General features: G+C 65.9%; 12 protein-coding genes and 1 pseudogene. 5 read left to right on the top strand and 8 right to left on the bottom strand.

The annotated features are described in order from the left end of the window. Window positions 1-14 precede the first annotated feature (14 nt). The 3 genes from BLV57_RS24310 to BLV57_RS24300 all read left to right on the top strand — a co-directional run bounded on the left by BLV57_RS24310 (window position 15) and on the right by BLV57_RS24300 (window position 2,799). Complete coding sequence (locus BLV57_RS24310; RefSeq protein WP_091292421.1) at window positions 15-830, top strand: serine hydrolase domain-containing protein; 816 nt, start codon at window positions 15-17, stop codon at window positions 828-830. Between the two features lie 107 nt (window positions 831-937). Then, window positions 938-2,326 (top strand): alpha/beta hydrolase, encoded by a 1,389-nt coding sequence (locus BLV57_RS24305; RefSeq protein ID WP_245757494.1) that lies wholly within the window; start codon window positions 938-940, stop codon window positions 2,324-2,326. Window positions 2,327-2,370: 44 nt separating this feature from the next. Further along, a complete protein-coding gene (locus BLV57_RS24300; RefSeq protein WP_091292416.1) occupies window positions 2,371-2,799 on the top strand; it encodes a hypothetical protein in 429 nt (142 codons plus the stop codon). Window positions 2,800-3,116: 317 nt separating this feature from the next. On the opposite strand, the gene BLV57_RS44250 is transcribed toward BLV57_RS24300, so the two are convergent. The 3 genes from BLV57_RS44250 to BLV57_RS24285 form a co-directional block, all read right to left on the bottom strand. Further along, window positions 3,117-3,392: a LuxR C-terminal-related transcriptional regulator gene (locus BLV57_RS44250; protein ID WP_091292414.1), complete on the bottom strand. Its 276-nt coding sequence runs from the start codon at window positions 3,390-3,392 to the stop codon at window positions 3,117-3,119. 202 nt (window positions 3,393-3,594) lie between these two features. Further along, entirely contained in the window at window positions 3,595-4,536 is a 942-nt protein-coding gene (locus tag BLV57_RS24290; RefSeq protein ID WP_091292412.1) for a D-2-hydroxyacid dehydrogenase family protein, read from the bottom strand. A 17-nt stretch (window positions 4,537-4,553) separates the two neighbouring features. Beyond that, window positions 4,554-5,747, bottom strand: a complete 1,194-nt coding sequence (locus BLV57_RS24285; RefSeq protein ID WP_091292410.1) for an endonuclease/exonuclease/phosphatase family protein — start codon at window positions 5,745-5,747, stop codon at window positions 4,554-4,556. 152 nt (window positions 5,748-5,899) lie between these two features. Here BLV57_RS24285 and BLV57_RS24280 point away from each other — a divergent pair, with 152 nt between their 5' ends. Then, window positions 5,900-6,313 carry a hypothetical protein gene (locus BLV57_RS24280; RefSeq protein ID WP_091292408.1) on the top strand — a complete coding sequence of 138 codons (414 nt, stop codon included), beginning with the start codon at window positions 5,900-5,902 and terminating at the stop codon, window positions 6,311-6,313. Between the two features lie 24 nt (window positions 6,314-6,337). Further along, complete coding sequence (locus BLV57_RS24275; RefSeq protein ID WP_091293192.1) at window positions 6,338-7,003, top strand: TetR/AcrR family transcriptional regulator; 666 nt, start codon at window positions 6,338-6,340, stop codon at window positions 7,001-7,003. Here BLV57_RS24275 and BLV57_RS24270 read toward each other — a convergent pair. The 5 genes and pseudogenes from BLV57_RS24270 to alaS all read right to left on the bottom strand — a co-directional run. Continuing rightward, a pseudogene (locus BLV57_RS24270) lies at window positions 6,981-7,555 on the bottom strand (GrpB family protein); the annotation flags it as partial. The gene BLV57_RS24275 and the pseudogene BLV57_RS24270 overlap by 23 nt on opposite strands. A gap of 41 nt (window positions 7,556-7,596) precedes the next feature. Then, on the bottom strand, window positions 7,597-8,472 hold the full coding sequence (locus tag BLV57_RS24265; protein ID WP_091292405.1) for a shikimate dehydrogenase: 876 nt from the start codon (window positions 8,470-8,472) through the stop codon (window positions 7,597-7,599). Then, window positions 8,444-9,805: an endolytic transglycosylase MltG gene (gene mltG, locus BLV57_RS24260; protein WP_091292403.1), complete on the bottom strand. Its 1,362-nt coding sequence runs from the start codon at window positions 9,803-9,805 to the stop codon at window positions 8,444-8,446. Before mltG ends, BLV57_RS24265 begins: the two co-directional genes overlap by 29 nt. A gap of 338 nt (window positions 9,806-10,143) precedes the next feature. Next, on the bottom strand, window positions 10,144-10,638 hold the full coding sequence (gene ruvX, locus BLV57_RS24255) for a Holliday junction resolvase RuvX (RefSeq protein ID WP_091292401.1): 495 nt from the start codon (window positions 10,636-10,638) through the stop codon (window positions 10,144-10,146). Further along, window positions 10,631-13,294, bottom strand: a complete 2,664-nt coding sequence (gene alaS, locus BLV57_RS24250) for an alanine--tRNA ligase (protein WP_091292399.1) — start codon at window positions 13,292-13,294, stop codon at window positions 10,631-10,633. The genes ruvX and alaS overlap by 8 nt, the downstream gene beginning before the upstream one ends. Window positions 13,295-13,357 lie beyond the last annotated feature (63 nt).

Here is a 13,357-nt window from a genome sequence, read left to right as displayed (position 1 = left end):
CGTAGGCTTTCCGCATGGACAGTGTGCGGTTGATCGACGAATGGCCCGTGGACAACGCCGCGACGGCGGTGGTGAACGCGGCCGGCGAGCTGCTGGGCAGCCATGGCGACACGGCACGGCCGTTCGCGCTGGCTTCGGTCACCAAACCGCTCACCGCGTACACGGCGCTGATCGCGATCGAAGAGGGCGTCGTCGAATTGGACACCCCGGCCGGGCCCGAAGGCTCGACGATCCGCCACCTGCTCTCACACACCTCCGGCCTCGCTTTCGACGCCCACAAGCCGATGGCCGAACCCGGCACCCGGCGTCTCTACTCCAACGCCGGCTTCGAGCAGCTCGCCGACGCGATCGCCGAGCACTCGAGCATCCCGTTCGCCGAATATCAGACGGAAGCCCTGTTCGGCCCGCTGGCGATGAGCGCGACCCGGCTCAACGGCTCCCCCGCCTCCGGCGCCGTATCGACGGTGACCGACCTGGTCGCCTTCGCAGTCGAGCTCCAATCGCCCAAATTGGTCGCCGCCGCGACACTCACCGCGGCGACCTCCGTGGTCTTCCCCGGATTGAACGGAGTCCTGCCGGGGTTCGGTCACCAGAAGCCCAATGACTGGGGACTCGGTTTCGAGCTGCGTGATCACAAAAGTCCACACTGGACCGGCGCGAACAGCTCACCAGACACCTTTGGCCACTTCGGACAGTCGGGCACGTTCCTGTGGGTCGATCCGGCCGCGCGAGCCGCCTGTGTCGCGCTCACCGACCGTGCGTTCGGTCCTTGGGCCGCCGAAGTCTGGCCCCGTTACACCGACGCGGTGCTGGCTGACCTAGCAAGGTGAAACGAGCTTTTCTTCTCGCGGTAGCGCTGGTCGGCGCATGCAGCGCACCGCCACCCACAGCCAACTCACCGCAACGGGCAGCGGCGGAGGTCGAAGCACCGGCCGCGATGGGCACCAACGGCGCGACCGTCCCCGTGTTGCGCTGGACGTCTTGTCACCATGAGTTCCAGTGCGCGGCCGCGGCCGTCCCGGTCAGCTATCGCGAGGCCCACGGCCCGACGCTGAACCTCGCGGTGATCAAATTGCCCGCGACCGATCCGGGGCACCGAATTGGCTCGCTTTTCGTCAACTTCGGCGGCCCCGGCACTGACGGGATCAGCGAGCTGGTGCGTTTCGGCGCACGCTATCCCGACGAGCTCCGCTCCCGCTTCGACCTGGTGAGCTTCGACCCGCGCGGTATCGGCGGCAGCTCGCCGATCAGCTGCCCGGGCGCGGAAAACACGGTGACCGGCTCCCCGTTGCGGCCCGCTCAGCACGACACGTTCTACGCGACGAGCGCTCGCGCGGGCCAGGCATGCGCGGCAGGTTCGGGCAAGTTGCTCGATCACCTTTCGTCGGCGAACGTCGCCAGGGACATGGATCTCCTGCGGCAGGCGACCGGCGACGCCAAGCTGAACTTCCTGGGTTACTCCTATGGGACTTACCTCGGCGGTACCTACGCGAACATCTTCCCGGCGAACGTCCGCGCGATGACCTTGGACGGCACCCTCGACCTGGTCGCCAACGCCACGGGCAAGCCAGGTGAGGAGGCCAAGCCGGTCGACGTCCGCGCGGACACGGCCCGGGCCCAGCTGGACGAGCTCGGCGCCTTCTTCGACGAATGCGCCAAAGCGGCGTGCGCGTTCTCCGGCGGCGACCAGCGGCAGAAATTCGCCGCCATCCTCGCCAAACTGACCAACGGCCAGGTCGCCGGCACGACTCTTGCCGGCTTCCTGAAGTCCCTGGAAAGCGCGTTCTACCAGTTCGGCCGCTGGAAGCGCCTCGGCGAAACGCTGAACACCCTCTCCGCCGCCTCACCGCCCGGTCCGGCCGCACCTGTCTTGGATCCCTACCTGCCGACCCATTCGCCGGGTTACTTGGCGGTCCAGTGCGTCGACAGCCAAAACCCACAGGATCCCGCCGCGTACGACCGTCTGGCGGTCACCGAGCAGACCAGGGTGCCCTATTTCGCGCTAGGCGCGGTGTTCAACATGGCTCAGTGCATCGGCTGGCCAGGCCACGACGACGACCGTTACCTGGGCCCGTGGAACCGCCGGCGGGAAAATCCGATCCTCGTGGTCAACAACAGACACGACCCGGCCACCCCGCTGCACAACGCCCAGTCCACAGTGGAAGAACTCGGCGACGGCAGGCTCCTGGTCGTCGAAAGCTTCGGTCACACCTCGCTCAACGTGCACAGCGCCTGCGCATCGGCCGCGATGGTCCGCTACTTCGTCGACCTGCGAGCACCGCAGGCCGGCACCACGTGCGCCCCGGACGCGCGGCCGTTCGGCTGACATCCACGCTGCGGAACTCACCGGCTCGTGTGACTCTGGAAGACATGACCTATCCAGATCCCGATCCCCGGTATCCGGGCACACCTGGATATCAAGAGCCTGTGGCCGAACGCGCCGAGATCGTCGAACGACCGTCCGGCAGGATCACGTTCATCAGGGTACTGAGCGCGGTCATCGACTTGATCTGCGTGTTGTTCGCGCTCGTACTCGGCATCCACATCGTGCTGGTGCTGGGCTCGGCTAATACCGGCAACGGATTCGCCCAGCTCATCGAAGACTGGTCGAAGGGTGTCTCGCTGGGCTTGCGGAACCTGTTCACGCCGGACAGCTTCAAGATCCGGATCCTGCTCAACGACGGCCTCGCGGCCGTGCTGTGGCTGATCATCGGTGGCGTGCTGACCAGCCTGCTCGGCCGGATAGCGCTGCCCACGAGCTATCGGCGGACCTGGTACCACCGCCGCGTCACCTCCTGACCAGCGATCAGGACCTTGCGCTGGGGAGCCCCATGCGACCTACTGCTCGCGGGCGGCGGCACTGAACGGCGCCCGCGAGTCCAGGTCGTCAACACGGCAGCGTCTTGGGCGTTGCTCGCCCAACAGGCCCTGGGCGCTGCCAGCAGGCTGACACCTGGGCCAGCAGATAAAGCAGGTCCGGCGTAGTGACGACCGCCGTCCTGAAATGGGCTGCAGGCGATAATGCCCGGTCTGCGCACACCAGAACCTACGAGCGGCCGAGATAAAGACTCGCCCGAAGCCTCCGCATTATCGTACCGATTTCGCCAAGAATCGATTCAGTGTCCACACGACGATTTCAGGTGCATCCTCGTTACCCCCATTGTTTGTCCTGCCGCGTCCAGGCAGCCGCGAATCTTCCATTCGGTGAACACGACCGCGGCGCCCACACGTGACGCCACCCCGAGTTTCAGGATGATCCGGCTGACATGGGCCCGCACCGTCCGCTCGCGAATCCCCAACCTGGCCGCGATCTCACGGTCGGTGCGATCAGCGGCGAGGTTTTCGAGCACGTCTTGTTCCCGGGCGCTGAGTGTTTCGATGGCCGGCTGCATGGGTCCCCCTGACTCGCGGAACAGGCATCGACGGCAAATGATGCAGCAGCGCCCGCCCAGATAGCGCCCAGATGCCGAAAGGCCGGGCAGCGCCCGCGCTGAGCAGGCACTTCCCGGCCTTCAACCCCTCTATAGACGCTGCGAGCCACCGCGCTCCGGCCCTCACTCGAGCAGCCGGATCCGACCCGTCCCGCGACGAGGCCTACTCCATCAGGCGGATCGGCTCACCGGCCTGGTACGCGGCGATGTCCTCGACCGCGTCGCGGTAGAAGATCTCGTAGACCTCACGCGTCACAAAACCGATGTGCGGCGTGAGCACAGTGTTCTCGAGCGAGCGCAGCGGATGATCGGCAGGGAGCGGTTCCGTGTCATAAACGTCGATGGCGGCGCACCCGATTTCCTTGCGCCGCAATGCGTCAACCAGCGCAGTTTCGTCAACAATCGGACCACGCGAGGTGTTGACGAGAATCGCGGACTTCTTCATCATACCGAACTCTTCGGCACCAACAAGTCCCCGGCTGCGGTCGCTGAGCACAAGGTGAATGGAAAGCACATCGGCCCGGCTGAACAATTCTTCCTTGGAGACCGCCGTGACGCCATGCGGTTCGGCCTTCTCCTGGGTCAGGTTTTGACTCCATGCGATGGTCTCCATGCCGAAGACCTGGCCGATCTTCGCCGCGCCCGCACCGAGCGTGCCCAGCCCCAGCAGACCGAGCGTCTTGCCGTGCAGCGTCATCCCGACCGTCGTCTGCCAGCCACCGTCACGCATCGACTGCACCTCCTTGGGCAGGTTCCGCGCGGCGGCGAGAATGAGGGCCCAGGTGTGCTCGGCGGTTGGCTGCGGGATGTAGCCAGTGCCCGAGACCGTGATACCCAGGTCACGGGCCGCGGCTACGTCGATGGCCGCGTTGCGGAGACCAGTGCTGACGAGCAACTTCAGATCGGTCAGCCTGGCGAGCAACTCGGCAGGGAAGCGGGTCCGTTCGCGCATCGCGACGACCACCTCGAAACCCTTGAGCCGCTCGGCTACATCATCCGCATGACCGAACGCCTCGGTGAAAACCTCGATTTCGGCGTTCAGCGAGCCCCAATCGGCGAAACCGAGCGCGACGTTCTGGTAGTCGTCCAGGATGGCGATCTTCATGCCGTCAGGCTAACCCGTCACCGGCGAGGGACGAAGATGTCCACTCGGACCAGGTGGTGGTCCGAAGCGTCATTGAGCCTGGCGAGCGGGTCCGCGGCGAGCGGCCAGAACACCTCGGCATGCCATGGCACGAGGCCACGCGACGGCAGGACATAGTCGACGCGCAGGTTGCCCGGCGCCTTGTCGTTGAAATCACCGGTGTCGTAGAACGGGTTCGTCTTGTGGTTCAGGTTCGCGCCACCCTGCAGTCGGGCAGCCTCGGCCGCTCCCTGACTGCCTGGCCTCGTTTCGAGCACACGCGGCGCGCGGAGCAACCGGTCGATCGCCCCGGGGACGCTATCGCCGTCCAGCGGGTCGGAGTTGTTGTCGCCTGCGACGACGAACTTTTCGTGCGCGCCGAGACCGCCACGACGCCCTTTGTCGTCATAGATGTAGCCATCCTTGCCCGGGGTCACGTAGTCGGCGAAGAAGCGAATCTCGTCGTTGTTGCGGGTGCCGTTGCGATCTTCCGGTCCGTCGAAACTGGGCGGCGTGGGATGCGAAACCAGGAAGTGCAAGGTCCTACCACCGACCCACAACGGCACATCCCAGTGAGATTTCGACGAAAGCCGGAGCACGTCCAGCACTTGCGGGGAGTACCAGTCGTGCGTAGCCGGGGTCGCCGGGTCATCCGGGAGCAGTGCCCCGGGCATGTCCTTCCAGAGGAACTTCTGAAACGTCCGTATCCGCGACACGTCGATCGGATACTTCGACAGCACAAGCAAGCCATATTGGCCCTCGAAAAGCCCGAAGCCTTGCGCGTCGTTGCCACCGCCGACCTGACCGTCACGATCGAGGTCGAAGCCGGTCGGCACGCCGGTGTTGACCGGCGCCGTGTAGGCGTACGGGTATTCGATCAGCCGGGCGCCGTTGTGCGGAATCCGGAGATAGTTCCGGCGGAACGCGTCGGCCGCTGCGTTACCCGGCACGTAGTCGAACTCGTTGACCAGCATGACGTCGGGGCGGTTGCGCTGGATCACCTCGGCAACCTTGTCAGCCTGGGCGTTGCCGGGCTTCGACAGATCGGCCAGCAGCTGGCCCGTCGCGCCCCGGTTCAGCGACGCGTTGAACGTCGCAAAACGCACGTTCTCACCGAAGAACGCGTCGGCTGACGCGGGCGCGGCCATCGTCACCAGCAGTGTCGCCGCGGCGACGGCAAGAAATCGTTTCACGATCCAACCTCCCAGGCTCGCTGCGAGCCTACGCAACCGCTGGTGCCCGTGACATGAGCGACAGGTGAACACTGACGGACTTGAACGCGTTCAAAACAAGGGCTACAGTCCCTCTTGAACACGTTCAAAAACCGACGTCCAAGGAGATGACCATGAATCACATAGTGGTGGCATACGCGCTCTACCTGCTGCTCAGCATCCCGCTGACCGTGATCGTCGCGCGAACACTGAGCAAGCACGGCAAGACATTCCTGGCCGAGGTGTTCGAAAACAAGGCCGAGCTGGCCAACGCCGTCAACCAGCTGCTCGTGGTCGGCTTCTACCTGATCAGCCTCGGTTTCGTGACACTGTTCCTCACCAGCCGCGGCGCGGTCGACGACGCGCGTGCCGTCTTCGAGCTTCTTTCGGTGAAGCTCGGCATCGTCGCGCTCGTGCTCGGCGCGATGCACATGGGCAACGTGCTCGTCTTCAACGGCATCCGGCGCAGGCACCTGACGGTCGCCCGCGCGCCCAAGCCGCAGCCGATCTTCCCGCCGCCGCCGGCCCAGCCCTACGGCGCGCAGTGACGGTGAGCGGATACGGTGCAGAGCGTGCCCAAGAGTGAGGAAACCCGATCCCTGATCGTCGGGACCGCGATGCGGCTGTTCACAGAGAACGGCTACGACCGCACGACCATGCGGGCGATCGCCGCGGAGGCCGGGGTATCGGTCGGAAACGCCTATTACTACTTCTCCTCCAAGGAGCAGTTGATCCAAGGCTTCTACGACCAGATGCAACGAGACCACCAGGAACGCTGCATCGACCTGCTCAGCGGCGAACCGGCATTCGAGGAACGGCTGAAACGGGTCTTGTTCGCCTGGCTCGACGTCGCCCAGCCGTACCACCGCTTCGGCACGCAGTTCTTCGTCAACGCCGCGGACCCGGAGTCCCCGCTGAGTCCCTTCAGCGAGGACTCCACGGCGGCCCGCGTCGCCTCGATCGGGCTCATGGACGAGGTGATCGGCGGTTCGGACGTCAAGATCGACCCCGAGTTGCGCGAAGAACTGCCGGAGTTGCTCTGGCTGTTCCAAATGGGGGTCGTGCTGTTCTGGGTCCACGACCGTTCCGCGGCCCAAAAACGTACGAGGATGCTGATCGGGCGGACCGTGCCGTTGATCGCGAAGCTGGTGGGACTCTCCCGGCTGCGGGTGCTACGGCCGGTCAGCCGAGAGGTCACCAGCCTGATCAAGGACCTTGCCAGGCCTGAGCCCGCGTGACGATCGCGTCGACCACGTCGTTCTTGGCGTCGGCGTAGTCCTGGATATACGCCCAGGTGCGGTCGGCGAGCTTCCGCTTGGTCGTCGCGTAGAGGTCCAATTCGCCGGGATGTGCGCGCAATCGGTCACGGAACAGCCGGTAGCGCTCGATTTCACGACTGCCCGGCGAATAACGTGCAGGTTGATGTCGGTATCCGGGCCTTTGAACGCCCGATGTTGTTCCCAGTCCGGCTCTCGAATGACCAATCGATAGCCGGCGGCCTCCAGCTGCGGCACGTAGCGGTCTTCATCCGCCGAATCGGGCACCACGAGCAAGATGTCGATGATCGGCTTGGCACAGAGCCCCGGGACGGACGTGGAGCCGACGTGTTCGAGCACCAGGGCCTGTTCACCCAGGATACCGCGGATCCTGACGGCTTCACGTTCGAAGAGACGCGGCCATTCCGGATCGTATTCGGCGAGGGTGACGGTCGAATTCAGCTTGGGCCGCTCGCCTACCCAGATCGCATCGGCCTGGGCTTCGGAATACGCAGCACGCTCGTGCTCAGGCATGGCTCCCCTTTCAGAAGGCAGCCAGCCAGGTTATCGCGCACTTACGCCAGCGGCAACGGCAAGATCCCACCGGTCGCCTCACGCAGGGCGTCGCGCATGGCTTCACGGGGCGCGGGCAGTCCGGTGAAGTGCTCGACCTGACCGAATGCCTGGTGCAGCAACATATCCAGACCGGTCGCGAGCCGTCCGCCCTTTTCAGCGACCGCCGCGGCGAGCGGAGTGGGCCACGGGTGGTAGATCACGTCGAGCAGACACGGCACCGTGGCCAATTCCGCGACGTGCGGAGCCACCGCGTGCGGCGGCACGGTGTTGACCAAGACAGCGGTCGAGGCGGCCACTCCCGCAAAGTCCACTTCAGACCAGGTAAGCACATCGACGGCGAGCCCGGCGGCTTTCGCGGCTTCCATCGTCTCGCCGGCTCTGTCAGGATTTCGAACAACGAGCCGGACCGACGAAAGCCCCATCGCCGCGAACGCGACAACAGCCGCCGCCGCGGTGCCACCGGCGCCCAGAACGGTCCCGATATCACCGTTGGACGGCGAATAGCCACCCGCGAAACGCAACGCACCGGCGACACCATCCACGTCGGTGCAATCGGCGAGCCACCCGGACTCCGTGCGCACCAAGGTGTTCGCGGCACCGACCGCGGACGCCCGTTTGGTCACCTCGGTGGCGAAATCGAGCGCGGCCCGTTTGCCGGGCATCGTCACGGAGAGCCCGGTCCACTCAGGACCGAGCCCTCCGACGAACGCGGGCAGACCCTCGGCGTCCATTTCGACGCGCTCGTACGACCAGTCGTCAAGTCCGAGCGCCTGGTAGGCGGCGCCGTGCAGAACCGGCGAAAGCGAGTGCTCCACCGGCTTTCCGAGAACCGCCGCCCGGCGGGCGTTAGTAGACACCACGGGCCTGCGCGTCATCCCTGTTCTTGTTGTGTTCGGCGTTCGTCACCGCGAAACACGACTGACCGCTTTTCTCGCATTTGACGAAAAACAGCCACTCCCCGGTCGCGGGCTGCAACGCCGCCTGGATCGCTTCCTTGCTCGGAGCACCGATCGGCGTAGGCGGCAGACCGGTGTTCGCATACGTATTGTACGGACCGGCCTTCGCCCGGTCTTCCGGTTTCGTCAGCAGCGTCGGCTTGTCGAGCACATAGTTGATGGTCGAGTCGACCTCAAGCTTCATGTTCTTGGTAAGCCGGTTGTAGATGACCCGGGAGATCTTGCCGAAATCGATTTTGACCGCCTCACGCTCGATGATCGAAGCGATCACCAGCGTCTGATACGGCGTTTTCCCGTCGATCCCCGTCTTGTCCGTGATACCGGCGGTCTGCAGCTGCAACGCCGAAATCTTGACCACGTCGGTGAGCAGTTCCGTCGCGGTCCAGCCCGGCTTGACGTCATAGACACCAGGCATGATCAAGCCTTCGAGGCGGCTGTTCTTCCGCTCGGCCTTCGACGCCGTCGTGGCGGCCCATTCCGGCACCCCGATTGACGTGAGATCGACGCTTTCGACCGTCTTGCGCAGCTCATCGACCGGAACACAGGTGCTCTTGCCGTTGATATCCGCACAAGACGCCTTCGACATCAGGGTGAAGACACCTTCGGTCACCTTGCCGTCGGGCTGGGTGATGTCGTCGAACGGCGTCCCAGCCCTGATCTGAAGCTGGCCGACCCTGCTGCCCGGCTTCACGATCTGCTCGGCGGCCGCGGCGCCGGACATCTTCTGCTTGAGCAGGTAGTAGCCCGGCTGCACCTTCGTCACCGCCGGAACGTCCTCGGATGCCTTGGCGAACGCCTTCGCGCTCGCCACCACACCTGCGGTTTCCAGCTTGCCGGCAATCGCGTTCGTCGAATCGCCGCCGCTGACCTGCACCAGCACGTCACCCTCGCCGGCACCTTCGAAGTCGTCGTACCCGAAGATCGTGGTCACGCCGTACCAGACACCACCGGCGAGCAGCAGCACGATCGCAACGAGTGCCAGCCGGCCGATCAGCTTCTTCTTACGACGACCGCGACGTGGCGGCGGGCTGTCACCCTCGATGTACTCAGGCTCGGCTCGTGCTTCCTCCTCGAGCTCGGCTTCGTCCTCGTCGTCGTAGAACTCGTCTTCGTACTCGTCGTAGTCGTCCTCGTAGAGCTCATCGTCCTCGAGCGGCAACTCGTCTTCGTAGTGGATGACCTCGGTCGGCGGGTCGGGCGGTGGCCGTCGTCGCGCGCCGGGCGGTGGCGGCCCTGGCCTTCGCGCGGGCATGCCAACAGAACCGTCACCCGGATGGGGACGCCTCGGGGGCATCGGCGCGGCCGCGAAAGTGCCGCTGGTTTGAGACGGTGGTTCTTGGGGCTCGCGCACCGGCGGCCTCCGGACCGGCGGTGGTGTCCCGGGCGGCGGTGGAACGGCCGCAGGGGGAATCCCGGGTCCCGAGGCCGGCGATTGTGGCGGTACCCGTCTGCTGTGCCGCGACGGTCCGGCCTGCTCCAGTCGTGCCCGTCGTTCAGGTGGCGCCGGTGGAGTCGGCGGCAGCTCCGGCTCGGCCGCGGGCTCACGAAGCCGTCGGCGCCCGCCCCTGCTCTGCGGTTCCCGAGGTTCGGTCATGACCCACCCGCCCGTGCTCGCTGCGCGGAGGCGGCGTCGAGCCATGCCTGCAGAATCTCCACAGCGGCCGCCTGATCGACGACAGCGCGCTGCTTCTTGCCCTTGACCCCGCGCTGGGACAGCATGCGCGACGCGGTGACCGTGGTCAGCCGCTCGTCGGCAAGCCGAACCGGAACCGGCGCGATGCGCCCGGCTAGCTTGTCGGCATACGCGATAGCGATGGCCGCGGCCGGTCCTTGCCGGTCCGCGAGTGTCCTTGGCAGTCCCACGATCACCTCGACCACCTCGTGCTCGGTGACGAGTCCTGCCAACTGATCCAGGTCACTGTCTTCGCGCTCATCACGAGAGAGGGTAACCAAAGGGCTGGCGAGGATGGGGGCTGGATCGCTCAGAGCCACGCCCACCCGGACGGATCCGACATCCACCCCAAGCCGCCTGCCACGCCCCGGATCGCCCTCACCAGGGCGATCCGGGCGTCGCTGGCTACCCAAAGTTCGCGACCGCCGCGCGCAGTGACGTGACCGCCTGCTCGGCGCCGGCGGGATTCGTGCCGCCGCCCTGGGCCATGTCCGGCTTGCCACCACCACGTCCGCCGATGGCCTCGGCGAACGACGGGACGAGCTTGCCCGCGGCTATGCCCTTGTCACGAGCGGCCGACGTCGTCGCCACCACGAAGCTGATTTTGTCGCCCTGCGGAGCGAATAGGGCGACCACGCCGGGCCGATCGCCGAGCCGGCCCCGGATGTCGCTGGCCAGCGCACGCAGACCGTTCGCGTCGACACCTTCGCCGAGCTTTTCGGCGACGACCGCGACCCCGTTGATGTCCTGCGCCTTGTCCGTGAGTGTGCCCGCCGACCCGAGCACCTGCTGCGTGCGCAGCTGGTCGATCTCCTTCTCGGCGTTCTTCAGCCTGGTCAGCACATCTTCGATACGCGACGGCAGCTGGTCGGACGGCACCTTGAAGGTGTTCGCCAGCTGTGAGACGAGCAGTTGCTCCTTACGGACGTACTTGAGCGCGTCCGAACCAACCAGCGCCTCGACGCGGTGCACACCGGACCCGATCGACGAATCGCCGACCAGCTTGACCAGGCCGAGCTGGCCGATGCGGTCGACGTGGGTGCCACCGCACAGCTCACGCGAGTACTCGCCCATGTCGACGACGCGGACGTCGTTGCCGTATTTCTCACCGAAGAGGGCGACGGCGCCGAGCTCGAGCGCCTTGTCCTTCGTGGTGACAAAGGTCTGCACCTGGACATCCGTCTGGAGGTACTCGTTGACCTCTTCCTCGACCTCGGTGAGCACGTCGACGGACACCGCACCGGCGGTGGTGAAGTCGAACCGCATCCGACCAGGCGAGTTCAGCGAGCCTGCCTGTGCCGCGCGCTTGCCATAAGCGCCGCGGACGGCCGCGTGCACCAAGTGGGTGGCCGAGTGCGACCGCTCGATCGACTGCCGCCGGTGAACGTCGACCGACCCGGTGACCTCGGTGTCGATCCCGATCTCGCCCTGGGTCACCTCGACCCGGTGCACGAACAGGCCCGGAACGATCTTCTGGACGTCGAGCACCTTCAGCTCGACGCCGTCGCCGACGAGCACGCCGGTGTCGGCGACCTGGCCGCCGCTCTCGGCATAGAACGGGGTCCGGTCGAGCACGAGCTCGGCCTTGTGTCCTTCGGCGACACTGCGGACAGGCGCACCGTCCTCGAGCAGGCCGACCACCTTCGCGGTCGCCTGCAGGTCGGTGTAACCCAGGAACTGGGTCTCGCCGTGCTGGTCGAGCACCTGGCGATAGGCCGAAAGGTCACCGTGACCGCTCTTGCGGGCCGCCGCGTCCGCCTTGGCACGCTGGCGCTGCTCGTTCATGAGCGCCCGGAAGCCGTCCTCGTCGACGGACAGCCCCTGCTCGGCCGCCATCTCCAGGGTCAGATCGATCGGGAACCCATAGGTGTCGTGCAGCTGGAAGGCCTTGTCGCCCGCCAGGATGCCGCCGCCGGCGGACTTGGTCTCCTCGGCCGCGAGGTCGAAGATCCGCGAGCCACTGGTCAGCGTCGAAAGGAAAGCCTCTTCCTCGATGCGGACGACTTCCGCGATCCGGTCGAAACCGGACACCAGCTCGGGGTAAGTCGGTCCCATGGTGTCGCGGACGACCTCAGCGAACGCCGGCAGCACCGGCTCGTGCACGCCCAGCAGGCGCGTCGACCGCACAATGCGGCGAAGCAGGCGGCGCAGGACGTAGCCACGGCCATCGTTCCCCGGCGTGACGCCGTCACCGATCAGCAGGACACCGGTGCGCGCGTGGTCGGCGATGACACGGAACCGCACGTCGTCGGTGTGGTCGGCACCGTAGCGACGACCTGAGAATTCCTCGGCGCGGCCGATGACCGGGCGCACGAGGTCGGTCTCGTAAACGTTCTCGACACCCTGCAGGATCGTCGCGACGCGCTCCACGCCCATGCCGGTGTCGATGTTCTTGGCGGGCAGCTCCCCCAGGATGGGGAAGTCCTTCTTGCCGCTGCCCTCACCCCGGATGTTCTGCATGAACACGAGGTTCCAGATCTCGATGTAGCGGTCCTCGTCGACGATCGGCCCGCCCTCGCGGCCGTACTTCGGCCCACGGTCGTAGTAGATCTCCGAGCACGGACCACACGGACCCGGCACCCCCATGGACCAGAAGTTGTCGACCATGTCGCGCGCTTGGATGCGCTCCGACGGCAGACCGGAGATCTTCTTCCACAAAGCGGCGGCTTCGGCGTCATCCTCGTAGACGGTCGCCCACAACCGGTCCGGCTCGAGGCCGTACCCGCCCTCGGACTGCGGGGTGGTGATCAGTTCCCAGGCGCGCTCGATGGCGCCTTCCTTGAAATAGTCGCCGAAGGAGAAGTTCCCGGCCATCTGGAAGAAGGTGTTGTGCCGGGTGGTCTTGCCGACCTCGTCGATGTCCGGCGTCCGCACGCACTTCTGCACGCTGGTCGCGCGCGGGTAAGGCGGCGGGGCCTCGCCGAGGAAGTACGGCTTGAACGGCACCATGCCCGCGTTGACGAAGAGCAGGTTCGGATCGTCGACGAGCAGCGGCGCGCTGGGCACCCGCGTGTGGCCGTTCTTCTCGAAGTACGTCAGGAAGCGATTGGTGATTTCGTGTGTTTCCACGGGAGATTGTCCTTGTGCTGAGCGAAAAGTGGGCAGCTGCTGCGGCGTAAGGCGGAGGCGTCG

The organism is Amycolatopsis xylanica (assembly GCF_900107045.1).
GTDB lineage: Bacteria > Actinomycetota > Actinomycetes > Mycobacteriales > Pseudonocardiaceae > Amycolatopsis > Amycolatopsis xylanica.
This window is presented reverse-complemented; position numbering and strand designations above follow the sequence as displayed.